Annotated in this window: 18 protein-coding genes and 4 tRNA genes; 8 read left to right on the top strand and 14 right to left on the bottom strand. The window is 61.4% G+C overall.

Annotation, left to right across the window (positions count from 1 at the left end; translation table 11 throughout):
• The first annotated feature begins 35 nt into the window (after positions 1–35).
• The 3 genes from JFV30_RS19495 to JFV30_RS19485 all read left to right on the top strand — a co-directional run bounded on the left by JFV30_RS19495 (position 36) and on the right by JFV30_RS19485 (position 3,566).
• Positions 36–347, top strand: coding sequence for a cupin domain-containing protein (locus JFV30_RS19495; RefSeq protein WP_201124966.1), 312 nt, complete (start codon positions 36–38; stop codon positions 345–347).
• Between the two features lie 106 nt (positions 348–453).
• Positions 454–1,608, top strand: a complete 1,155-nt coding sequence (locus JFV30_RS19490) for a TDT family transporter (RefSeq protein ID WP_201124965.1) — start codon at positions 454–456, stop codon at positions 1,606–1,608.
• 83 nt (positions 1,609–1,691) lie between these two features.
• On the top strand, positions 1,692–3,566 hold the full coding sequence (locus JFV30_RS19485; RefSeq protein ID WP_201124964.1) for an MFS transporter: 1,875 nt from the start codon (positions 1,692–1,694) through the stop codon (positions 3,564–3,566).
• A 117-nt stretch (positions 3,567–3,683) separates the two neighbouring features.
• Here the strand turns inward: JFV30_RS19485 and sugE are convergent, their stop codons facing one another.
• The 3 genes from sugE to rdgC all read right to left on the bottom strand — a co-directional run bounded on the left by sugE (position 3,684) and on the right by rdgC (position 6,149).
• Entirely contained in the window at positions 3,684–3,998 is a 315-nt protein-coding gene (gene sugE / locus JFV30_RS19480) for a quaternary ammonium compound efflux SMR transporter SugE (RefSeq protein ID WP_010166396.1), read from the bottom strand.
• Between the two features lie 108 nt (positions 3,999–4,106).
• On the bottom strand, positions 4,107–5,072 hold the full coding sequence (locus JFV30_RS19475) for a bile acid:sodium symporter family protein (RefSeq protein ID WP_201124963.1): 966 nt from the start codon (positions 5,070–5,072) through the stop codon (positions 4,107–4,109).
• A gap of 156 nt (positions 5,073–5,228) precedes the next feature.
• On the bottom strand, positions 5,229–6,149 hold the full coding sequence (gene rdgC, locus JFV30_RS19470) for a recombination-associated protein RdgC (protein ID WP_201124962.1): 921 nt from the start codon (positions 6,147–6,149) through the stop codon (positions 5,229–5,231).
• 161 nt (positions 6,150–6,310) lie between these two features.
• Here rdgC and JFV30_RS19465 point away from each other — a divergent pair.
• Positions 6,311–6,386, top strand: a tRNA-Val gene (locus JFV30_RS19465).
• Positions 6,387–6,406: 20 nt separating this feature from the next.
• Positions 6,407–6,483 (top strand) — tRNA-Asp (locus JFV30_RS19460).
• A gap of 146 nt (positions 6,484–6,629) precedes the next feature.
• On the opposite strand, the gene JFV30_RS19455 is transcribed toward JFV30_RS19460, so the two are convergent.
• The 3 genes from JFV30_RS19455 to JFV30_RS19445 all read right to left on the bottom strand — a co-directional run bounded on the left by JFV30_RS19455 (position 6,630) and on the right by JFV30_RS19445 (position 10,637).
• Entirely contained in the window at positions 6,630–9,053 is a 2,424-nt protein-coding gene (locus tag JFV30_RS19455; RefSeq protein ID WP_201124961.1) for a TonB-dependent siderophore receptor, read from the bottom strand.
• Positions 9,054–9,130: 77 nt separating this feature from the next.
• Positions 9,131–10,111 carry a FecR family protein gene (locus JFV30_RS19450; RefSeq protein WP_201124960.1) on the bottom strand — a complete coding sequence of 327 codons (981 nt, stop codon included), beginning with the start codon at positions 10,109–10,111 and terminating at the stop codon, positions 9,131–9,133.
• Positions 10,112–10,118: 7 nt separating this feature from the next.
• The gene (locus tag JFV30_RS19445; RefSeq protein ID WP_010166405.1) at positions 10,119–10,637 is read right to left on the bottom strand and encodes a sigma-70 family RNA polymerase sigma factor; all 519 of its coding nucleotides are present in this window, start codon (positions 10,635–10,637) and stop codon (positions 10,119–10,121) included.
• 201 nt (positions 10,638–10,838) lie between these two features.
• Here JFV30_RS19445 and JFV30_RS19440 point away from each other — a divergent pair.
• A tRNA-Val gene (locus JFV30_RS19440) sits at positions 10,839–10,914 on the top strand.
• Positions 10,915–10,934: 20 nt separating this feature from the next.
• Positions 10,935–11,011: transfer RNA gene (locus JFV30_RS19435), tRNA-Asp, on the top strand.
• An 80-nt stretch (positions 11,012–11,091) separates the two neighbouring features.
• Here the strand turns inward: JFV30_RS19435 and JFV30_RS19430 are convergent.
• A complete protein-coding gene (locus JFV30_RS19430) occupies positions 11,092–12,606 on the bottom strand; it encodes an MFS transporter (protein WP_201124959.1) in 1,515 nt (504 codons plus the stop codon).
• A gap of 107 nt (positions 12,607–12,713) precedes the next feature.
• On the opposite strand from JFV30_RS19430, the gene JFV30_RS19425 reads away from it, so the two are divergent.
• Positions 12,714–13,634 carry a LysR family transcriptional regulator gene (locus JFV30_RS19425; protein WP_201124958.1) on the top strand — a complete coding sequence of 307 codons (921 nt, stop codon included), beginning with the start codon at positions 12,714–12,716 and terminating at the stop codon, positions 13,632–13,634.
• On the opposite strand, the gene JFV30_RS19420 is transcribed toward JFV30_RS19425, so the two are convergent.
• The 7 genes from JFV30_RS19420 to JFV30_RS19390 form a co-directional block, all read right to left on the bottom strand.
• Positions 13,594–14,286 (bottom strand): response regulator, encoded by a 693-nt coding sequence (locus JFV30_RS19420; protein WP_201124957.1) that lies wholly within the window; start codon positions 14,284–14,286, stop codon positions 13,594–13,596. The genes JFV30_RS19425 and JFV30_RS19420 overlap by 41 nt on opposite strands.
• Positions 14,283–16,934, bottom strand: coding sequence for a sensor histidine kinase (locus JFV30_RS19415; RefSeq protein ID WP_201124956.1), 2,652 nt, complete (start codon positions 16,932–16,934; stop codon positions 14,283–14,285). The genes JFV30_RS19420 and JFV30_RS19415 overlap by 4 nt, the downstream gene beginning before the upstream one ends.
• A gap of 78 nt (positions 16,935–17,012) precedes the next feature.
• A complete protein-coding gene (gene kdpB, locus JFV30_RS19410; RefSeq protein WP_201124955.1) occupies positions 17,013–19,085 on the bottom strand; it encodes a potassium-transporting ATPase subunit KdpB in 2,073 nt (690 codons plus the stop codon).
• Positions 19,054–19,755, bottom strand: coding sequence for a potassium-transporting ATPase subunit KdpC (gene kdpC / locus JFV30_RS19405; protein WP_201124954.1), 702 nt, complete (start codon positions 19,753–19,755; stop codon positions 19,054–19,056). The genes kdpB and kdpC overlap by 32 nt, the downstream gene beginning before the upstream one ends.
• Positions 19,756–19,765: 10 nt before the next feature.
• Entirely contained in the window at positions 19,766–21,472 is a 1,707-nt protein-coding gene (kdpA, locus tag JFV30_RS19400) for a potassium-transporting ATPase subunit KdpA (RefSeq protein WP_201124953.1), read from the bottom strand.
• A gap of 107 nt (positions 21,473–21,579) precedes the next feature.
• On the bottom strand, positions 21,580–21,678 hold the full coding sequence (gene kdpF / locus JFV30_RS33530; protein WP_003219423.1) for a K(+)-transporting ATPase subunit F: 99 nt from the start codon (positions 21,676–21,678) through the stop codon (positions 21,580–21,582).
• A 1,178-nt stretch (positions 21,679–22,856) separates the two neighbouring features.
• Positions 22,857–23,798 (bottom strand): IS110 family transposase, encoded by a 942-nt coding sequence (locus JFV30_RS19390; protein WP_200645812.1) that lies wholly within the window; start codon positions 23,796–23,798, stop codon positions 22,857–22,859.
• Positions 23,799–23,957 lie beyond the last annotated feature (159 nt).

Below are 23,957 nucleotides of genomic sequence, written 5' to 3'. Positions count from 1 at the left end.
AATCCGCCACCCGTCGTACGCCTTGGGATTCACGCATGAAGATCATCCGCAGCAGGGACTTCACCGGCAGCCGCGCCTGGGAGGCGCTGGACATCGCCAACATGAATGGCATCACCACCCGTTTGCACTGGACCGACCAGCCCTACCGCTGGCACATCAATGATGGGGAAGAAGTGTTCGTGGTGCTGGATGGCGAGGTTCAGATGCACTACCGCGAAAACGGAACCGAACAGATTGTTTTGTTGCAGGTCGGCGACATCTTCTACGCCAGCGTCGGCACCGAGCACGTGGCCCATCCACAGGGCCCGGCGCGAATCCTGGTGATTGAAACTGAAGGCAGTGTTTGACTGCATATCTATAAAGCAGATAACAGTTAGAGATATTACCCGTTATATAGATATTCGATTCGGTTCTACCATGGTCTCAACCTCATGCGAGGAAGAGGATTTCACCATGACTTGCCCCAATACCCTTCAAAGCCATTTGAAACCGTTCAGTCACCTGACCCGTCCTCGGGAAGTGATTCGCCAGTTCACCCCCAACTGGTTTGCCGCCACCATGGGCACCGGGGTGCTGGCGTTGGCGCTGGCACAATTGCCGGTCAACGTGCCGGGGTTGCATGCCATCGCCGAAGGGCTGTGGCTGTTTACCATCGGCCTGTTTGTGCTGTTCAGCGTGCTGTACGCGGCCCGCTGGGTGATGTTTTTCCACGAAGCACGGCGCATTTTCGGGCACTCCACGGTGTCGATGTTTTTCGGCACCATCCCCATGGGCCTCGCGACCATCATCAATGGCTTTCTGCTGTTCGGCTTGCCGCGCTGGGGCGATGGCGTGCTGCACCTGGCCGAAGTGCTGTGGTGGCTGGACGTGGCGATGGCGTTGGCCTGCGGGGTGTTGATCCCGTTCATGATGTTCACCCGCCAGGAACACAGCATCGACCAGATGACCGCCGTGTGGCTGTTGCCGGTGGTGGCGGCCGAGGTCGCCGCCGCCAGCGGTGGCCTGCTGGCGCCGCACCTGGCCGACGCCCATTCGCAACTGGTCATGCTGGTGACCAGTTATGTGCTGTGGGCGTTTTCCCTGCCGGTGGCGTTCAGCATCCTGACCATCCTCATGCTGCGCATGGCCCTGCATAAACTGCCCCACGCCAATATGGCCGCGTCGAGCTGGCTGGCCCTTGGCCCCATCGGCACTGGTGCCCTGGGCATGCTGGTGTTGGGCGGTGATGCGCCTGCCATCTTCGCCGCCAACGGTTTGCCCGGCGTCGGTGAAATGGCCAATGGAATTGGTCTGATCGCCGGTATCACCCTGTGGGGGTTCGGTTTGTGGTGGATGCTGATCGCGGTGCTGATCACCGTGCGTTACCTGCGGGCCGGCATTCCGTTCAACCTGGGCTGGTGGGGTTTCACCTTCCCGTTGGGCGTGTACTCGCTGGCCACGCTGAAACTGGCGAACACCTTGCACCTGGGCTTCTTCAGTATCGTCGGCAGTGTGCTGGTGGCGGCGCTGGCGCTGATGTGGCTGATCGTGGCCAAGCGCACCGTACAGGGCGCCTATAAAGGCGAGCTTTTTGTATCGCCTTGCATTGCGGGACTAGCGAATAAGTAATCGGGATTAGGTAAAGTCGTGGCCTGACTTTCTATAACAGCCTAAAGGCGATAACAGTCTCAGGCCACGCAGGAACACGGACGATGAGCCACCCCTCGCAATTCACTTTGCTGCGCAAACGGCGCTTCCTGCCGTTCTTCATTACCCAGTCCCTCGGGGCGTTCAACGACAATATCTTCAAGCAGTCGTTGATCCTGGCGATTCTCTACAAGCTGACCATCGAGGGCGACCGCTCGATCTGGGTCAACCTGTGCGCCTTGCTGTTTATCCTGCCGTTCTTCCTGTTCTCGGCCCTGGCCGGGCAATTTGGCGAGAAATTCAACAAGGACGCGCTGATCCGGGTGATCAAGATCGGCGAGATTGTGATCATGTCCGTGGGCGCGGTGGGCTTCATGTTCAATCACCTGGAATTGATGCTGCTGGCGTTGTTTGCCATGGGCACGCACTCGGCCCTGTTCGGGCCGGTGAAGTATTCGATCATGCCCCAGGCCTTGCATGAAGATGAGCTGGTGGGTGGCAACGGCCTGGTGGAAATGGGCACGTTCCTCGCGATCCTGGCCGGCACCATCGGCGCCGGGATCATGATGTCTTCCACCCATTACGCGCCGGTGGTGTCGACCGCCATCGTCGGCATCGCGGTGCTGGGCTACCTGGCCAGTCGCAGCATTCCTCGCGCCGCGGCTTCCAGCCCGGAGATGCGCCTGAACTGGAATATCTTCAGCCAGTCCTGGGCCACCTTGAAACTGGGCCTGGGTCAGACACCGGCGGTGTCGCGCTCGATTGTCGGTAACTCGTGGTTCTGGTTTGTCGGCGCGATCTACCTGACGCAAATCCCGGCCTACGCCAAGGAATGGATGTATGGCGATGAGACGGTGGTCACGCTGATCCTCACGGTGTTCTCGGTGGGTATCGCCCTGGGCTCGATGCTGTGCGAGAAGTTGTCCGGGCGTAAGGTCGAAATCGGCCTGGTACCGTTCGGCTCCTTCGGCCTCACTGTGTTCGGCCTGCTGCTGTGGTGGCATTCCGGCGGCTTCCCGCAGAACGTCCAGGCCAACGACTGGATCGCGGTGCTGAGCTATGGCCAGGCGTGGTGGGTATTGTTCGATATCCTTGGCCTCGGCGTATTCGGCGGCTTCTATATCGTGCCGCTGTACGCGCTGATCCAGTCGCGTACCGCCGAGAACGAGCGTGCACGGGTGATCGCGGCCAATAACATCCTCAACGCACTGTTCATGGTGGTCTCGGCGATTGTCTCGATTGTGCTGCTGAGCGTGGCCAAGCTGTCGATCCCCGAGCTGTTCCTGGTGGTGTCGCTGCTGAACATCGCGGTCAACGCCTACATCTTCAAGATCGTGCCCGAGTTCACCATGCGTTTCATGATCTGGCTGCTGGGCCATTCCATGTACCGCGTCGAGCATAAAAACCTCGACCTGATCCCGGACGAAGGCGCGGCACTGCTCGTGTGCAACCACGTATCGTTTGTCGATGCGCTGCTGATCGCCGGCGCGGTGCGTCGGCCGATTCGCTTTGTCATGTATTACAAGATCTATCGTCTGCCGGTGCTGAACTTTATCTTCCGTACCGCCGGGGCGATTCCGATTGCCGGGCGGCATGAGGACATCCAGATCTACGAAAAGGCATTCCAGCGTATTGCCCACTACCTGAAAGACGGCGAGCTGGTGTGCATCTTCCCGGAAGGCAAATTGACCTCCGATGGCGAGATGAACGAGTTCCGGAGCGGCGTGACGCGGATTCTTGAAGAGACGCCAGTGCCGGTGATTCCGATGGCGTTGCAGGGGTTGTGGGGGAGTTTCTTCAGTCGTGATCCGAACAAGGGGTTCTTTCATCGGATCTGGTCGCGGGTGACGTTGGTGGCTGGCGCGCCGGTGACCGTGGAGGCGGCAACGCCCGAGGCGCTGCATGGGGTTGTGGGGGAATTGCGTGGGGGTGTCAGGTAGTTTTCTGCTGTGTTTGACGGCCTCATCGCAGGCAAGCCAGCTCCCACAGGTGACCGCGTTCTACTGAGCAACTCGGTCAAGTGTGGGAGCGGGCTTGCTCGCGAAGGCGGTAGTAGGCTAAGCGCTGATCTTGAGCCCGATCAGCCCACAGATAATCAACGCCACACTGGCCAGTCGAAACAGCGCCATGGACTCCCCGAACAGGATAATCCCGGCAATCACCGTGCCCACTGCACCGACACCGGTCCAGATGGCATAGGCGGTGCCCAGCGGCAGTTCCTTCATGGCCAGCCCCAGCAACCCCAGGCTGATGGCCATGGCGGCAATCGTCAGGGCGGTGGGCAGTGGCTTGCTGAAACCGTCGGTGTACTTCAGTCCGACGGCCCAGCCAACTTCAAACAGTCCGGCAAAAAACAGAATGATCCAGGACATGATGACCTCGCTTCTATAAGGCGGGGTCGTCCCCTGAATTAATCGCGCGATAGCGTCGCGAGGTCGTCCACGCGAAGCCCGGTAGAGTGCCGAATATTGATCAGGTGATCAAGTTTCTGACTTGCTTGCCAGCAGCTCTCGGTCTTCTTTTTCGCTCATCCGCCGGAAGTACGTCGACAGCAAGGCCCCGGAAATATTGTGCCAGACGCTGAACAATGCACTCGGCACCGCCGCCAGCGGCGAGAAGTGCGCACTCGCCAAAGCGGCGCCCAGGCCGGAGTTCTGCATGCCCACTTCCAGCGACAGGGATTTGCGTTGCGCCAGCGGCAGCCCGAACACACGGCCGGTGAAGTAGCCCAGCAGGAAACCAAAGCTGTTGTGCAGGATCACCACGGCCATGATCAGCAGGCCCGACTCGGCAATCTTCGCCTGGCTGGCCGCCACCACGGCGGCCACGATGGCCACGATGCTGACCACCGACACCAGCGGCAATACCTCTACGGCATGGCGTACACGGGCGCCCAGCAAGCGTTGCGCCAACACGCCAAGCACGATCGGCAGCAACACCACTTGCAGGATCGACCAGAACAACTCCATGAACGACACCGGCAACCAGGCCGAGGCCAGCAGCCAGATCAGCGCGGGCGTGAGCAGCGGGGCGAGGAAGGTGGTGACGGCGGCGATGGCCACCGACAGCGCCAGGTCGCCCCGGGCCAGCCAGGTCATGACATTGGAGGAGGTGCCGCTCGGGCAGCAGCCGACGAGGATCACACCGACGGCAATTTCCGGTGGCAGGTGAAAGACCTGGCACAGCAGCCAGGCCACGCCGGGCATGATCACGAAATGCGCGACCACGCCCAATGCCACGCGCCATGGGTGACGCGCGACTTCAGCGAAATCTTCAAGTTTGAGGGTCAGCCCCATACCGAACATCACCAGGCCCAACAGCGGCACGATGGCGCCCTTGAGGCCGATAAACCAGGCCGGTTGCAGGAACGCGAGCACGGCAAAAATCAGCACCCAGTAGGCGAAGGTATTGCCGACGAAACGGCTCAAGGCGGCGAGTGCGCGCATGGGGAAGGTCCTTGTTATTAGAATGCTGGAAGTACTAACCCGATCAACTGTGGGAGCTGGCTTGCCTGCGATAGCATCCCCCGGGTGTAACGGATAAACCGAGGTGCCTGCATCGCAGGCAAGCCAGCTCCCACATTGACTGTGCCCACTTAAGACTTAGATGCCCTGTGGGGTCTCCTCACCGCCCAAGGCTTCAACCAACGCCGGCAGGAAGTCGCCAAACGTCAGCATCATCAGGGTAAAGCTGGCGTCCTGTTGGCCCAGCGCTTCATCGCCGCCGTCCTGTTCAGCCTGATCCTGCAGCAGGTCCTCGAACTTCAGGCGCTTGACGGTCATTTTGTCGTCCAGCATGAAGGACAGCTTGTCCTGCCAGGCCAGGGACAATTGGGTCACGACTTTGCCGGTGGTCAGGTGCAGCTGGATCTCTTCGCCGGTCAGGTCCTGGCGCTTGCAACGCACGATGCCGCCGTCTTCGTGGGTGTCACGCAGTTCGCATTCGTCGAGGACGAAGAAGTCATCGGCCGGCTTCTGGGTGGTGACCCAGTCGGTCATGATGGCGGTTGGCGCGGTTTTCACGGTCAGCGGACGTACCGGCAGGGTGCCGATCACTTCACGCAGGGTGGACAGCAGGTCTTCGGCACGTTTCGGGCTGGCCGAGTTCACCAGGATCAGGCCCTGCTTCGGAGCGATGGCGGCGAAGGTCGACGAGCGACGGATAAACGCACGCGGCAGGAAGGCCTGGATGATTTCATCCTTGATCTGGTCGCGTTCCTTTTTGTAGACCTTGCGCATTTGCTCGGCTTCGATCTCTTCGACCTTTTCCTTCACCGCATCACGCACCACGCTACCCGGCAGGATACGTTCTTCCTTGCGCGCCGCGATCAGCAGGAAATCACCGCTGACGTGCACCAGGGGCGCCTCTTCGCCTTTACCGAAAGGGGCGACGAAACCGTAAGTGGTCAACTCCTGGCTTGCACAAGGGCGCGCCAGTTTGGTGGCCAGTGCAGTTTCCAACGCCTCGGCATCAACAGGCAGATCTTGGGTCAGGCGATAGATAAGCAGGTTTTTGAACCACATGGGGTGAGTCTCTCCTTATATACAAAGGGGGGCATTATTCTCCTCATGGCGCCATAGGCCAACCCTCGCTAAGCCATTGGAAGGCCTGAAAAAAATTATTTAAGAAAGTGCTTGCCAGACCCTGGGTCGCTCCGTAGAATGCGCGCCACACCGAAAGTGAAGGGTGATTAGCTCAGCTGGGAGAGCATCTGCCTTACAAGCAGAGGGTCGGCGGTTCGATCCCGTCATCACCCACCATTCGCTTCTTAGTGTTACGCGCAGCGGTAGTTCAGTCGGTTAGAATACCGGCCTGTCACGCCGGGGGTCGCGGGTTCGAGTCCCGTCCGCTGCGCCATATTCGGTCACCTGGAACGCTGAACGCCAGGTACCACGGAAAGCCCGCTCATTGAGCGGGCTTTTTGCTGTCTGGGGTTTGTAAAAAGCCTTGGACATAAAAACGCCCCCGATCACGTGCAGTGATCGGGGGCGTTTTTTATGCGTTTAGAAATCCCAGCGGGTGGTGACCATGAAGTTGCGTGGCTCACCATAAGCGGCAGAGTTATAGAAGCCGATGTTGGTGTAGTAGGACTTGTCGAAGAGGTTGTTGACGTTCAGCGTCGCCGACACGTTCTTGGTGATCTGGTAGCGGGTCATCAGGTCCACCAGCCAGTACGCTTCCTGGGAAAACTCTTCATAACCGCCATGGGGGGTGTTGTAGATGTCCTGCCAGCCGACGCTCTGCCAGCGCACGCCACCACCGACGGTCAGCTTGTCCAGGTTGCCCTTGAGCTTATAGGTGGTGTACAGCTTGACCTGGTCTTCAGGCTCGAACGTGGAAATCTTCAGATCCTGGTCGTCACGCACCACCTTGTGGGTGTAGCCGGCCTGAATCTGCCAGCCCGGGCTCAGCTCTCCGGACACTTCCAGCTCATAGCCCTTGGTGACGGCTTTGGTGCCCTTGTAGGCATAGTTCTGCGGCGTAGGTTTCAGGTTGTTGTAGTCGTCGTCGGAAACGGCGCGGTTGTTTTCGTGGATCTCGAAATACGCCGCGCTGGCGTTCAGCCGGCCGTCGAAGAAATCAGCCTTCAGGCCCAGTTCATAGTTCTGACCTTCGTCCGGCTCAAGCAATTGGTTCTGCCGGTCGCGGTTGTAGTTTTCCTGGGGCATGAAGATATCGGTGTAGCTGGCGTAGACCGAGTAGGTTTCATTCAGGTCGTACACCACGCCCACATACGGTACAAAGCGTCCGGTTTCGCGGTAGGACGGGTTATTGCCGGTCAGGTGATAATTGACCACCCGTCCCCCGAGCAGCAGCTTCAGGTCATCGGCCAGGTTCAGGCGCGTGGTCATATAGGCGCCGGTCTGGCGAATCGTGTCATCGATGTATTGCTGCGGCGCGCCCCAGTAGGGTTGGGGGGCGTGACCGTGCCAGTTATTGAAGTCGACGAGGTTGGGGGCGAGGTTCCAGTAGCCCTTGCCGTTCCAGTCGGAAATGCCGATGGAGCCGCCCACCACCAGTTCATGCTCACGGCCGCCCAGGCTGAAGGGGCCGCTTGCGTACAGGTCGGCGGAGTCGCTGACGGTTTCCCCGGTGTATTTTTGCGAAGTGATCTGTGCGGTGCCGTCTGCCCGTGGCTCGTCACCCTGAATCGAAGCCATCAGCGCATGGTAGCCGTTGATCTTGTGGTCCAGTTGCAGCTTGGTGACCCAGCCATTGCCGAGGTCATGTTCAAGCATGGCGAAGGCGGTGCGGGTGTATTGCTCCCAACTGCTCCAGTTCGCGGCGTTGTTGAACGAGCGCTTTACGCTATTGCGATCGCCATTGGCGTTGATCAGCGGGAAGCTGCCGGACCAGCTCGAGGCGGTGGGCAAGCTGTCCTGATAGTCGCCACCCACGGTCAGCATCGTGTCGGGGGACAGGTCGAACTCCATGATGCCGTAGTACACCGGGCTTTTGCGTGAGTAACGGTCCATGAACGAGCGCTTGTCCTGGTAGGCCGCGACCGCTCGGCCACGCACGTTGCCGCTTTCGGTCATCGGGCCGCTCACATCCAGTTCGCTGCGGTAATTGTCCCAGGAGCCCGCGCCGAGGCTGGCATGGCCCTGGAAATCTGCCGTGGGCTTCTTGCGCACCAGATTGATCGCGGCCCCCAGCGAGCCCGCACCGGTGAGCAGGCCGGTGGCGCCTTTAAGCACCTCGACCCGGTCATAGATCGCCATGTCGCTCAGGGTATTACCCGCCGAATAGGCAACGTTGCGCGCGGTGGAAGGAATACCGTCGTACTGGAAATTGTTGATGGAGAAACCACGGGCATAGTAGTTGGTGCGGTCGGTGTCGAAGGCCGACACGGTGATGCCCGGGGTGTGGCGCATCACGTCGTCGACGTTATTCAGGCCGAAGTCATCCATGTGTTTGCGGGTGACCACGGTCACCGATTGCGGGGTTTCCTTGGGGGTCAACACCAGTCGTGTCGCCGTCGCAATGCTGCCTGGAGTGTAGGAGTCAGTCCCTTCAGTAACGTTGCCCAACTGGTTGGAGCTGACCTGCGTCGGGCCCAGCTCCATGGCGCCAGTAGCCGCAGGAATGGCTTCCACTGCGTACACCTGATTGCCTTTGATCACCCGGTAACCACTGCCTTGAAGCAACCTGTCGAACCCCGCGTCCACACTGTAGGTGCCCTTCAGCCCCGGCCCATTCAGCCCCTCCAGGTTCTGGGACTGGAACACAATGGCCACGCCTGCTTGCTGGGCAAACCGGTTGAGTGTGGCACCCAGTGGCCCTGCAGGAATGTCGTAGGCTTGTGCCGCGACGTTGACCGTGTCGGCCTGGGCCAAGTGGATATCCAGCAATGTCGTCGTGAGCAGCGTGAGCGTCAGCGGCGCGCAGCTCAACAGGCGCCGACGTGGGTGGGAAGGGATGGGCATGGTGAAGGCAGTCCTTTAGTTGATCGATATACCTTCCTTGACGGGCAGCCCGGAAAAAGCGGAAGCAATGCGAATAATTATTTTTTACTTTCGGTGCCCGGGCTGACGATCACCAGCCACGGCGTAAAGGTTCTCAGCTTGATGGGCAGGGTTTGGGCCAGCATCTGCAAGGTGCGGTCGGTGTCGTCCAGAGGCAGTACGGCCGAGACCTTGAGATTCGCCAGTGCGGCTCGATCAAACTGCAAGCGGCCCGAACGGTGGCGGGCGATCTCGTCCAGCACTTCCGGCAACGGCCGGTTATCCACCACCAGTTGATGGCGGTGCCAGGCGTCGTTGACGCTCGCCGGGTCGATGCTTCCAGACAGACGCACGGCGTCCGCGCTGACCTGCGCCTGCGAGCCAGCGTCAACTTCCAGCGTCTGCTGGCCATTCGCGCTTTTTGCCGCCACGCGGGATTCGAGCATGCTCAGCACGGTCACATCGCCTTCGCGCTTGACCACAAACCGTGTGCCCAACGCGCGCAGGGTGCCCTGGGCGGTCTGCACCACAAACGGCCGCTCGCGATCGTGAGCCACGTCTACCAGGATCTCGCCTTGCAGCAGTTCGATGCGGCGCTGCCGGTTGTCGAAATGCAGGTTCGCCGCACTGATGCCGTTCAACGTCAGCGTGGAGCCATCCGCCAGGCGCAGGGTCTTCCATTCGCCGGGGCTGTTGTGCACATCGGCCATCCACTGTTGTGGGTAAGGGCTGTAGAGCAGCGCCGCAGCGGGCAGGGCCAGGCTGCACGCCAATACCAGCGCGCGGCCGTAGTGCTTGCGGGTTTTCCCGGGCCGTGGAAACGCCGCATTCAAGGCCGCCCGCGCCGGGGCTTTTTGCCCGCGCAGGGCCTGCATCCGTGCAACCACGTCTTCCATGCGCGCGGCAGAAGCGGCGTGTTGTGGACCTTGCTGCTTCCAGCGTTCGAATGACTGGCGCTGGGCTTCGGTCAATTCACCTTCGTGCAGGCGAAGCATCCATTCGGCGGCTTGTTCGTCGATCTGTTGGCGGGAGTCAGGCATGCGCGGCTCAGATGTCCACGCTGTGGCTGCAATGCAGCAGGGCCTGGATCAGGTATTTGCGGACCGTACGCTCCGACAGTTTCAGTTGGCGGGCGATTTGCTGCTGGGTCAGGTCTTCGAGGTAATACAGCACAAACGCCTGACGCACGTTGTCGTGCATGCCTTCAAGAATAAACGCGATGTGTTCAAGGGCTTCCAGGGTGGCGTGGAGCTGTTCAGGCGACTGAAAACCTTCCAGGGTTTCCACCGTCAGCATCAGTTCCTGAAGGTAGGCGTTTTCAATCTGCTTGCGCCGGGCCTGGTCGATGATCAGCCGCCTGGCGGTGGTGCTCAAATAGGCGCGGGGTTCGCGAATGCCCGTCACGGACTCCCGCGCATGCAGAATCCGCGCGAAGGTGTCCTGTGCCACGTCGGCGGCGTTGTGGGTGCAGCCCAGTTTTCGGCGCAACCAAGTGAACAGCCAGCCGTGATGCTCGCTGTACAGCTCGGTAATCTCCCGTTGGAACGGCGGTTCACCCACAGACATAAGGCGCGACCCAGGTGTTATTGAGAATAATTGTTAATTGTGGGCCCAAGGCTTGTGCAAACGCAATAGACTCGCGTTTGCACCCAAAGCACCGGTTTTGCAGGGCGCGCGCGGGGGAAGGCAAAATATTTTAAATAAATTGCATTTAAATCATGACATTACGAAAAATTGCTATAGAATGCGCCCCACACCGAAAGTGAAGGGTGATTAGCTCAGCTGGGAGAGCATCTGCCTTACAAGCAGAGGGTCGGCGGTTCGATCCCGTCATCACCCACCATTCGCTTCTTAGTGTTACGCGCAGCGGTAGTTCAGTCGGTTAGAATACCGGCCTGTCACGCCGGGGGTCGCGGGTTCGAGTCCCGTCCGCTGCGCCATATTTAGGTTACCTGGAACGCTGAACGCCAGGTCACCACAGGAAGCCCGCTCGTTGAGCGGGCTTTTTTGTGCCTGGGATTCAGGCCTGCGACTGAAGGGCGGATTCTGCCTGGACCCGTGCGGGAGGCCGCCGAGCCAGAAACGCAAAAACCACCATCGCCGTCAGCAGGGTGAATCCCGCGAGCAATTGCAGCAGGGTGTTAAAGCCTGCGAGGTAGGCCGCGCGCAGTTCGGCCAGTGGAATCGCCGTGCCGGCCTGCAGGACATCACCCATCACCAGCGCTTGTGCAATCACTGAAACATCCGCCGCTACGTTCCCGCGTAACTGGTGCGCAACCAGTGCGCCCAATACTGCCATCGTGATCGCCAACGCCACGCCTTCACTGGCCACGCGGGTCGTATTGAAAATACCCGCCGCCATTCCTGCGCGCTCCTTCGGCACCACGCTGACTGCCAGGCCATCCATCAAGCCCCACGGCAACCCCGTGCCGATCCCGATCACCAGCATCGCGGCGACGGTTTGCGCTGGCTGCCCGGCCAGGCTTAACCCCCACAGGCCCGCCGCCGCAATCAGCAAGCCAATGGCACACAACACACCCGCCGACAGCCAGCGCGTCAGGGCGGCGGCGATCATCGGCACCACCAGCATCGGTGCCGACAGCGCCAGCATCATCAAACCCGCATCCAGCGCGCTGGCGCCTTCCACACCGATAAACCGCAGGGGCAGCAACACGATCAGCACGATGTAGCAGTAACAGGTGCCGATCGGCAGCAACTGCACGCCAAGAAAGCGCGGGAAGCGAAACAGCCGCAGGTCCAGCATCGGTTGGCTTGAGCGGTTTTCGACGAGGATAAACACCAGCAGAAATACCGCCGCTGCCACCAGCAGGGCATCAACCAGCGGCGACGTCCAACCGTGTTCCGGGGCGAGGATCACCGCCGTGGTCAGGGCCACCAGCATGGCCGAAAAGGTCAGCACGCCGGTGGTATCCAACCGCAGCGCTTGCGGGTCGCGACTCTCGCGCATTTTGGGCGCGGCAAACAGCAGCGAGAGGCCGGCGAGCAGGGCGGTGCCGAGGAAAATCGCGCGCCAGCCCCAGTGCTCGATCATCAACCCCGAGAGCAACGGCCCGAACGCCAGGCCTGCACCGAACGTGGTGCCCAGCAAGCTGAAGGCGCGGGTGCGCGCGTGGCCGTCAAACTCCTGGGCCAGCGCGGCACAGCCACTGGCCAGCGCCGTGGCCGCCGCGACGCCCTGCACGCCACGCAATATATCCAGCCAGAAAATCCCCGGCGCCATTGCCAGTAGCACGGAGACCACGGTGAACAGTGCCATGCCCCACAAGAAAAGGCGCTTTCTCCCATACAGATCGGCGAGGGTGCCGGCGGCCATCAGCAGGCTGCCGAAACTCAGCATGAAGGCGTTGGTGATCCACGCCAGTTGGCTGGGCTGGGCGGCAAACGCCCGGCCGATAAGCGGCGTGGCGACGGCGCCGCCGGTGAAGCTCATGGGCAATACCAGGGCGGCCAGGCAAATCGCGGCCAGGATGGAATATCGGCCAGGGGCGGGCACAGGTTCGTGTGTGATGTTCATGGGTTATTCCCGCAGGTCTGAAGATGTAAAGACTCTAATCAGGATGCAATTATGGATAAACGGGCTTACATTCCGTTCATAGCGGACCCTATGGATGTAATGGCGTGATGGATAATCTGAGTGGCGTGATCGCCTTTGTGAAAACGGCCGAAGCCCTGAGCTTCACCGGTGCGGCCCGCGCGATGGGGATTTCCGCCTCGGCGGTGGGCAAGAACGTCGTCAAGCTAGAGGCGTCGTTGAATGTGCGACTGTTGCACCGCAGCACGCGCAAGGTCAGCCTGACCGCCGAAGGCCAACTGTTCTATGAGCGCTGCCGGAAAATTCTCGACGACCTGCAAGACGCCCGCGCCATGCTCTCCCATGCCATGCAGGCGCCCCGGGGCAAGTTGCGGGTCAGCCTGCCCACCATCGGCTATCGCTTTCTTTTTCCCCACATGATGGCGTTCCGCAAAGCCTACCCGGAGATCGAACTGGAACTGGATTTCAATGACCACCTGGTGGACGTGATCGAGGAGGGCTTCGACGTGGTCATCCGCAGCGGCGGCCTGGCGGATTCGACCCTGATGGCCCGCAGGCTGGGGCCGTTCAGGTTTGTGTTGTGTGCGTCGCCCGAGTACCTGCGCGCCAACGGTCGGCCGCAATCCCTGGGCGACCTCGAGCACCACCCGTGTCTGCGTTACCGCTTCGCCACCACCGGAAAAATCATGGACTGGACCTTGTCCGCCAACCCGGCCATCACCCAATTGCGCCTGCCCACCGCGCTGACCTTGAACAACATGGAGGCCATGCTCAGGGCTGCGATGGACGGCCATGGCATTGCCTACGTGCCGGACTTCCTGGCCCGCGAGGCCCTCGCCCAAGGCCAGCTGGAAACTGTGCTCGACGGCCATTCCGATGACCAGGGCCAGTTCTGGGCACTGTGGCCATCCAGCCGGCACCTGTCACCGAAGATCCGCGTGTTTGTCGACTTCGCCGCCGCCCATCTGTTCACAACCCCACCAGCCGGTAGCCCACCTGCAACTCGGTAATGAAGTACTGCGGCTGGGCCGGGTCCGCCTCCAGCTTTTGCCGCAGATGGGCCATATGCACCCGCAAATAGTGGGCGCGGTCCACGTAATCCAGGCCCCACACTTCGAGCAGTAATTGGCGATGGGTGAGCACCCGGCTTTGCCCGCGAATCATCGCGCACAGCAGGCGGTATTCGATGGGCGTCAGGTGCACCGGCAGTCCCTGGCGCCACACTTCATGGGTCGCCAGGTCCACTTCAATCTCGCCAAACGCCACCTTGCTGGTGGACGCCACCGTGCCGGTTTGCCCGTGTCGACGCAGTTGCGCACGGATGCGCGCCAGCAACTCGGGCACGCCGAAAGGTTTGGTCAGGTAGTCATCGGCGCCGGCATCCAGGGCGGCGACTTTTTCCTCTTCGCGATCCCGCGCCGACAGCACCAGGATCGGCACCGCCAGCCACCCCCTCAGCTCGCTGATCAACTGTTTGCCGTCGCCGTCCGGCAGGCCGAGGTCGACGATCACCAGGTCTGGCTGACGGCTGGAGGCGTGGATCAACGCGCGCTTGACGCTGTCGGCCTCGAATACCTGGAAGCCCTCATCCTGCAGGGCTATGCCGACAAAGCGGCGGATATTGGCCTCGTCTTCAACAATCAGAATGCGTGCAGTGCTCATAGGGCGTCCATTGAGGGCGGGGTGCCCGCCGGTAAAGTGATGACGAAATGCATGCCGCGCTCGCGGCCAGGCTTGGCTTCGATGCGCCCGCCGTGGGCTTCGACGATGCGCTTGGCCAGGGCCAGCCCCAGGCCGATGCCGGCGACGGAAGACTCCTGCTGGCCACGGGCAAACGGTTCGAACAGATTGGCCGGCGCGCTGCCCGGGCCGGTGTCGCTGACTTCCAGCAGGATGCTGTCCGAAACGGTGCGGGCGGCCACGGTGATGACGGTGCCGGGCGGGGTGTACTTGGCAGCGTTGTCCAGCAGGTTGACCAGCACCCGTTCGATCAACAGCGCGTCGACTTCCACCAGCGGCAACTGCGGGTCCAATGTGGTGTGCAGCACATGCCGGGCCAGCGGTTCGCGCAATTGGCGCAAGGCGCTGCCGACGATTTCTTCCAGCAAGTGCCATTGCCGGTTGAGCCGCACGCCACGCTCTTGCATGCGGGCCATGTCCAGCAGGTTTTCGATCAGGCGTTGCATGGAAGTGGCCTGCTCATGAATGCCCTGCAGCAGCTCGGTCAGCGGTCCTGGCGGCGCATGGGGCAAGGCGGTGTCGGCGGCGCCGATCAGGGTGGTCAGCGGTGTGCGCAAGTCGTGGGAAATAGCCGCGAGCAGGGTGTTGCGCATCTTCTCGCCTTCCATCTGCACCAGGGTGCTTTGCGCCACTTCGACGAAGTGCACACGCTCCAGGGCAATCGCCAACTGGCTCATGCAGGCTTCCAGCAGGCGGCGTTCTTCGGGCTCGTTGAGGCGTTCGCTTTGTGCCAGTTCCAGCACCAGCACGCCGCGCACGCGCATCGGTGCCTTGAGCGGCAGGTAGCAGCCCTTGGCGGCGGATAAGGTGTCGGTGCCCTGGCCGGCGGACTGGCCGTGGTCGTAGGTCCACTGGGCGATGCTGTCGTCGATCGGCAAGCCACCTGCGCCCACGCTGTGCACGCCATCGGCGGCGTCCGGCAGGGCCAGGCCGACCCGCGCCTCGAACACGCCACTGAAGGTGCGCAGCGCGACTTCGCTGATCTGCTCCACGGTCAGCGCCGCCGACAGGTCGCGGGCCAGGCGTGCCAGCGAGGTGGCGCGGCGTTCCCGGGCGGCGGCGGTGCGGGCTTCGTGGCGCAGGCGGGCGGTGAGTTGCCCGGTGATCAGGGCGATGCCGAGCATCAGCGCAAAGGTGAAGAAATACTGCGTGTCATTGACCGTAAACGAGTAGCGCGGCTGGACGAAAAAGAAGTCGAAACACAGCACTGCCAGCATCGCCGCCCAGACGCCGGGGCCGCGCCCGAAACGCAGGGCCACCAGCACTACCGTGAGCAGGAACAGCATCACCACGTTGGCCAGCTCGAACACTTGCAGCAGCAGCGAGGCGATGGCGCTGGCGGTGAAGCAGGCGAGGGTCGCCCAGAGATAGGCCAGGGTTTTGCCGGGCGCCGGCGTCGGTTTTTCATGGGGCGGGGCTGTGGCAGGCAATAAGCCGTGGGCAATCACGATCTGGTCGATTTGCGGATGATGCCGGCTGATCCGGTCGCCCACCGACTGATGCCAGAACCGCCATGCCCGGCGCGGGTGATGGCCGAGTACCAGGCGATTGGCGTTGTGTTCCCGGGCACAGGCGGCCAGCGCTTCGGCGACGTCCATGCCCGGCAATGTTGCCGTGTCGGCGCCGAATTCGCTGGCCAGGGCCAGGGTTTTCATCGCCGTGAGGTAGCGCCTGGCGCCGCGCCCCTGGGCTGCGGCGACGTGCACCACGATCCAGTCGGCTTCGAGCTTTTGCGCCAGGCGTGCAGCTTCGCGCACCAGGCGCTCATCCCCGGCGTCACCGGCCACGCCCACCAGCAACCGCTCGCGGGCGGGCCACAGGGTCTTGATCGACTGTTCGCGACGGTACACGCGCATCTGCGTGTCGACCCGGTCGGCGGTGCGGCGCAGGGCCAGTTCTCGCAGGGCCAACAGGTTGCCCTTGCGAAAAAAGTGCCGCGACGCGCGCTCGGCCTGGGGGCCCAGGTACACCTTGCCGTCTTTTAAACGTTGCAGCAGGTCATCCGGCGGCAGGTCGACCACCACCACTTCGTGGGCGTTGTCGAACACGTGGTCGGGTACAGTTTCCCGCACCCGAATGCCAATGATCCCACTCACCAGATCGTTAAGGCTTTCCAGGTGCTGGACGTTGAGGGTGGTCCACACATCGATGCCGGCGCTCAGCAGTTCTTCCACGTCTTGCCAGCGTTTCGGGTGGCGCGAGCCGGGCACGTTGCTGTGGGCCAGTTCATCCACCAGCAGCACGGCGGGTCGGCGTTGCAGGGCGGCGTCGAGGTCGAATTCGGTGAGGGCAAAGTCGCGGTGCAGGCGGTGGGCGCGGGGCAGTTGTTCAAGGCCGTTGAGCAGGTCGGCGGTTTCCTCGCGGCCGTGGGTTTCCACCACGCCGGCGAGTACGTCACGGCCCAGGCTGACTTCCCGTTGCGCCGCGTCGAGCATGGCGCAGGTCTTGCCCACACCGGCGTTGGAGCCGAAGTAGATACGCAATTTGCCGCGCAAGGCGGCCTGTTCTTCCTGCTGGACCCGGGCGAGCAGGGCGTCGGGGTCGGGGCGTTCTTCGTTTAATGCGGGCATGTCATTCCTGGTAAATGCGGTTCAATTGTGTGAGCGGGCTCGCCACAGCAAGCCCGCTCACACAGTGGATTTGCGGTGCTACGCGAGACCCAGCCCGGTCAGCACCAGGTCAATCAGCTTGATCCCGGCAAACGGCACCAGCACGCCGCCCAGGCCATAGATCAACAGGTTGCGATTGAGCAACGCCGCCGCACCCATCGCGCGGTAGGTCACGCCGCGCAGGGCCAGCGGAATCAACGCGACAATGATCAACGCGTTGAAGATCACCGCGCTGAGAATCGCCGAGTTGGGGCTGGTCAGGTGCATCACGTTCAACGCACCGAGCTGCGGGTAGGTCGCGACAAACGCCGCCGGGATGATCGCGAAGTACTTCGCCACATCGTTCGCCACGCTGAAGGTGGTGAGCGCGCCGCGGGTCATCAGCATCTGTTTGCCGACCTCGACCACCTCAATCAGCTTGGTCGGGTTGCTGTCGAGGTCGACCATGTTGCCGGCCTCTTTCGCCGCCTGAGTGCCGCTGTTCATTGCCACCGCCACGTCGGCCTGGGCCAGTGCCGGGGCGTCGTTGGTGCCATCGCCGGTCATGGCCACGAGCTTGCCCTGGGCCAGGTAGTCGCGGATCAGTTGCAACTTGTCTTCCGGGCGCGCCTCGGCCAGGAAGTCATCCACGCCGGCTTCCACCGCAATCGCGGCGGCGGTGAGGCGGTTGTCGCCGGTGATCATCACGGTCTTGATGCCCATGCGCCGCAGTTCGGCAAAACGCTCCTTGATGCCGCCCTTGACCACGTCCTTGAGCTCGACTACTCCCAGGGCTTTGGCACCGTCGGACACCACCAGCGGCGTGCTGCCGCGTCGCGATACTTCGTCGACCTTGGCCTGCAGGGCTGCCGGGAAACTCCCGCCCAGCGCTTCGATATGACTGCGGATGGCATCCGCTGCGCCTTTGCGAATGCCTCGGCCTTCGGGCAGGTCGACACCGCTCATGCGGGTCTGGGCGGTGAAGTGCACAAAGCTTGCGCCCAGGGCGTTGATGTCCCGCGCGCGGATGTCGAATTTCTGCTTGGCCAACACCACGATGCTGCGGCCTTCCGGGGTTTCGTCGGCCAGGGACGCCAGTTGCGCCGCGTCGGCCAGTTCGGCTTCCTTGACCCCCGGGGCCGGCAGGAAACTGCTGGCCTGGCGATTGCCCAGGGTGATGGTGCCGGTCTTGTCCAGCAGCAACACATCGATGTCACCCGCTGCCTCAACGGCACGGCCCGAGGTGGCGATCACATTGGCCGACATCATCCGGCTCATGCCCGCCACGCCGATGGCCGAGAGCAGGCCGCCGATGGTGGTGGGGATCAGGCACACCAGCAACGCCACCAGCACCGTGGCGCTGACCACGCTGCCGCTGCCGCTCATGGCCACGGCGAAGATCGAGTACGGACTCAGCGTGGCGATCACCAGCAGGAACAACAGGGTCAGGCCCACCAGCAAAATCGTCAGGGCGACTTCGTTGGGGGTCTTCTGGCGCTTGGCGGATTCGACCATCGAGATCATGCGGTCGAGGAATGATTCTCCCGGGTTGACGCTGATGCGCACCACCAGCCAGTCCGACAGCACCCGCGTGCCGCCGGTGACCGAGGAAAAGTCGCCGCCGGCTTCGCGAATCACCGGCGCCGATTCGCCGGTGATTGCGCTTTCATCCACCGAGGCCACGCCTTCGATCACCACGCCGTCCAGCGGCACCAGGTCGCCGGCTTCGATCAGCACCACCTGGTCTTTGCGCAACAGCGTCGCTTCGGTCGGCAGCCACGCCGCGCCGTGTTTGGGTTGTTGCAGCAGCTTGGCCAGGGTCTGGCGCTTCATCCCGCGCAGGCTGGCGGCCTGGGCGCGGCTGCGGCCCTCGGCCAGGGCCTCGGCGAAGTTGGCGAACAGCACGGTGAACCACAGCCACAAGCTGATACTGAGGATAAACCCGCTGGGTGCTTCACCCTGGCCGCCGAGGGACTGGAACCACAGCAGGGTAGTGAGGATGCTGCCCAGGTACACCACGAACATCACCGGGTTTTTCCACTGCGCCTGGGGCAGCAGTTTCTTGAACGCATCGCCGCAGGCAGTGAGCACGATGGCGCGGTCAAACAGAGGTAAACGAGCTTTCTTGATCATGGGGGAATCTCTTACTCACTGGCCGCAAGGGGGGCTGACGCAGGGGCAGGCGGGCGTCCAGCGCGAGGTTGAGTTGCAGCACATTGACCCGGGGTTCGCCGAGCAAACCGAAGGTGCGGCTGGCGGTGTTTTCGTTCACCAGTTGCAGCACATCGGCTTCGGGGATCTGCCGCAGGCGGGCGACCCGTGCCAACTGGATGCGCGCGTTGGCCACCGAGATATGCGGGTCCAGGCCGGAGGCGGAGGCGGTGACTGCATCCACCGGTACCTGGGCGTCGGGGGCGAGGCCGTTGTCCTGGCGGTAGGCTTTAACGCGGGCCGCGGCCTGGTCCACCAGTTTCTGGCTGGTCGGGCCCAGGTTGCTGGCGCCGCTGGAGCCTGCGTTGTAGGGCTGCGAGACGCTTTTGCCCGGGTCTTGCGGGTCGGCGCCGAGGGTCATGCTCGGGCGGCCATGGAAGTAGCCAGGCTGGGTGAAATCCTGGCCGATCAACGCCGAGCCAACCACCAGCCCGTCACGTTCAATCAGCGAACCCTGGGCCTGGAACGGGAACAGCAACTGCGCGGCGAAGGTGGTGAAGATCGGGTAGGCGAGGCCGGTCAGCGCCATGAAAAACACCGCCGAGACCAGCACCGGGCGCAACAGCCCTTTGAATATCGATTGAGTCGTCATCAACGTGTCCTTAGTTATACGTCTGGCCGGACAGCAACTGCAGTTGCTCCACCAGCGGGCCGAGCGCGAGCGCCGGCAGGAAAGTCAGGCCACCCACTACCAGCACTACAAACACCACCAGCACCATGAACAATGGCGTCGCGGTGGGAATGGTGCCGGCGCCGGCAGGCACGGTCTTTTTCATCGCCAGGGAGCCCGCCACGGCGAGCATCGGCAGCATGGTGAAGAAGCGCCCGATCAACATCGCGAGGCCAATGGTGGTGTTGAAAAACGGCGTGTTGGCGTTCAGCCCGGCGAACGCCGAACCGTTGTTGGCGGTGCCCGAGGTGTAGGCGTAGAGCACCTCGCTGAACCCGTGTGGGCCGAGGTTATTCAGGCTGGCCATGGTGTCGGGCCACAAGGCGGCAAGGGCGGTGAAACCGAGGATGCTGATGGGGTGCGCGAGCACCGAGAGCATCACCAGTTTCATCTCCCGGGCCTCGATCTTCTTGCCGAGGAATTCCGGGCTGCGGCCAATCATCATGCCCACCAGGAACACTGTCAGCAGCGCGTACTGGATCAGGTTGATAAAGCCCACGCCGTCGCCGCCGAACACGCAGTTGAGCATCATCTGCGCCAGGGGCACGAAGCCGCCCATAGGGGTCAACGAGTCGTGCATCGCGTTGACCGAGCCGGTGGTGGCCGCAGTGGTGGTGGCGATAAACAGACTGCTGTCGGCGATGCCGAAACGCAGCTCCTTGCCTTCCATATTGCCGCCGCTTTGCTCGATGGACAGCGTCTGGTTGGCGCCGGCCTGGGTCAGCAGCGGGTTGCCGTTTTGCTCAGCGCCATACACCAGCGCGAGAAAGCCGATGAACATCACCAGGAACGTGCCGAAAAACACCCAGCCCTGACGGCGTTGCAACAGCATGCTGCCGAAGGTGTAAGTCAGCGCCGACGGGATCAGCAACATGCTCAGGATATGCAGGGCGTTGGTCAGCGGTGTCGGGTTTTCGAACGGGTGCGCGGCGTTCATGCTGAAGAAGCCGCCGCCGTTGGTGCCGATATGCTTGATCGATTCAAAGCTCGCCACCGCGCCGACAATCAACTGTTGCTGCGCGCCTTCAAGCGTTGTGGCCAGGGCTTGCGAGGCAAAGGTCTGCGGCATGCCTTGCCACACATAAACCAGCGCCATGCCCACGCACAAGGGCAGCATCACACGGTACAGGGTGCGAGTGAAGTCGACCCAGAAGTTACCGATATCCGCCGAGCTTGAGCGGCTCAAACCGCGGATGAAGCCGGCGGCGGCGACCACCCCCGACGTGGCACCGACAAACATCAGGAAGGTGATCACGGCCATCTGGCTGAAGTTCGACAGGCTGGTTTCGCCCGAGTACGCCTGCCAGTTGGTGTTGGTAATAAAAGAGGCGGCGGTGTTGAACGCCAGGTCCGGGGTTTGCGCTGCCAGCCCGAGTGGGTTGATCGGCATCACTGCTTGCAGTCGCAGGATGAAGTAGCCGAGCAGCATCATCGCCGCGTTGGACAGCAACAGGGCAGAACCGTAGCGGGCCCAGCCCATGGTTTCCAGCGGGTCGATGCCCAGCAGGCGGTAGGTATAACGTTCCGGCAGGGCGTGGCGGGTCCCGGTGAAAACCCGGGTCAGCCACTTGCCCATCAGCACGGCGAGCCCGGTCATCAACCCCAGGACCAGCGCAAATTCCAGCAAAGTGCTTAGCATGTCGAGGCTCCGTTCAAATCTTGCCCATGGCGACAATGGCCATGGCTGTCGCGGCAAAAAACACCAGGGAGAGGCCGATAAAAATCACGTCGTACATGGCGGGCTCCCTAGAACTTTTCGGCGCGAATGAGGGCATAGCCCAGATAAGCGAACAGCCCGACGGCGCATAAGCCGCTGGCGATATAGATGAACTTGAGTGTGAGCACGGTGGAACTCCCCTGATTAATAAGCCGCGATTGCGGACGCGGGGAGGTTAAGAGGTTGGGCGTCAAGTTCGGGCACTGATTGCCGGTGCGGGTATTAAGACGGTGTATAGATGGGTTTGGGGTGGGCGAACGAAAACAAGGGATAGCCCGGGGGTGGGGTATCCCTTGAAAGTCTGGGGTTCTGCTGCTTTTGATGATCAGCTTATTTGGCTTTCTTTTTCTTTGATTCGCGGGTGGCGAGTTGTTCGAAGCAGAACGCGGCGGCGCCGAACAGGGCGATCATTGAGAGGACGATCATGCCTAAAGTTGAACTTTCCATGATGACTTCCTGCGGGGGTGATTGGTGTGGAGTTCACAGTAGTGGAGGGGGATTAGTTGCTCAATAGAGACGACGTAAACGTTATGGCTTGGGTTGAATCTATACGGGTTCTTTACGTGGCTGTTGTGTGTATATCCGTTTTTTAGGTGAAGGCTACTTATGGTTTCGCTCTTACAGCGACTCACTTTGGAAAAGCCGGAATGCCGGCCCAGCCCAAAGTAAGCAAAGGGCTCTGCCCCGCCTGTCGGCACCTCGCCTAGGCTCGGTGTTCCCTCACTCCGGCGATGCTCCGCGGGCCGCCGCGATGGGCCATCCTTGGCCCAGCGCGGCTAAACCGGCGTCCTGCCGGTTTACCCGCTCCGCACCACCTGCGTTCGGCCTCGGGCTTATTGGGGCAGTCAGATCAAGATCAAAAGCAAAAGCACAGCGGCCTACAGGCCGGCTTGAGTGGTAGAAGCCAGATCAAAAGCCAAAGCCAAAGCGAAAACCAAATCTGAAACGGATGCAGCACTGCTTTTCTGTGGGAGCTGGCTTGCCTGCGATGCAGACACCTCGGTTTTTCAGGTACACCGAGGCGATGCTATCGCAGGCAAGCCAGCTCCCACAGTTGACCGTGCCCGCTGTAGATTTTGATCTTGATGTTGCCTTTGCTCCACACCACTCAAGCCGGCCTGTAGGCCGCTGTGTTCTTGATCTGCTTTTGATCTTGATCTTGGGCGCCCCGTTAAACCACGCTGGCCGAACGCAGGTGGTGCGGAGCGGGTAAACCGGCAGGACGCCGGTTTAGCCGCGACGGGGCAGGGACGCCCCGTCGCGGCGGCCCGCGGAGTAATGCCGGAGTGAGCAACCGTGTCGAAATTCAAGCCATTTCAGCGAAATGCTTTTGATCGCGCACCATCGCATTCAGGATCGTCAGCAACTTTCTCATGCATGCCACCAGCGCTACTTTCTTCGTCTTCCCTGCAGCAAGCAGATGGTTGTAAAACCTCTCGATCACCGGGTTATGGCTCTTCGAGGATAAGACAGCCATGTAAAGGACACTTCGCACCTCAGCTCGACCACCCCATATCCGTCTACGTCCTTTGTAGAGGCCGCTATCGCAGTTAAAAGGGGCCACACCAACCAATGCAGCCACTTGTTTGCGATTAACCTTACCCAGCTCCGGAACCATTGCCAGCAGCGAAAGTGCGAGCACATTGCCAACGCCCGATACCTCGCGCAGCAAATCATAATTGGCCTTCCAAGCCGGCGAAGCTTTGATCGCTTCGTGCAAGTCATCGTCTGTGCTTTTAAGGCGCTTTTGAAGCCAGACGATATGTGCCTTGATGTCCCGTCGAAGTGCCTTGAATACCGCCTGTTTCAGTCGAGACTCTTCCGCCACGATCATATCGATGAGCTGGCGGCGTCGAGTCAGTAGATCCGCCAGTTCACGAGCGTGTTCATCTGGCATCTCCCGAATCTCGGGTTTGACCGCCTGGGCAAACTCCGCAATCACCTGGGCATCCAGAGCGTCGGTTTTCGCCAGCCTACCGGTCGCCTTGGCGAAATCACGAACCTGACGGGGATTGACAACAACAACGGGTAATCCAGCAGCACAAAGCTCGGCAGCGGCAAGCCGCTCATATCCACCAGTCGCTTCCAGCACCACCAAAACCGGCTCCTGAGCCTTGAGATGTTTAGCTAAACGCTGGATATCTTCTTGAGTATTGGAAAACTGTTCGACTTGGCCAGTAGTGCTGACGAATGAGTCGAGCTTGTTTTTGGAAACATCAATTCCGACGAACGCAGAGTCATGGTCCATAGCGTTTTCCTCACGTCCAACCTTGCAGAATCGGGCTTTGCGCCCAGGCAACCGTTCGGACTAGTTTAGGAAGGAACCTGCTCCGACCCATGCTCACTCACGATCTCGAAATCAGAGGGCACTAAGGTCTGAAGCAGGTGAAAACAATCTTACAAGGGC

The sequence above is a fragment of the Pseudomonas sp. TH32 genome (assembly GCF_016650855.1).
In the GTDB taxonomy this organism is placed as follows: domain Bacteria; phylum Pseudomonadota; class Gammaproteobacteria; order Pseudomonadales; family Pseudomonadaceae; genus Aquipseudomonas.
This window is presented reverse-complemented; position numbering and strand designations above follow the sequence as displayed.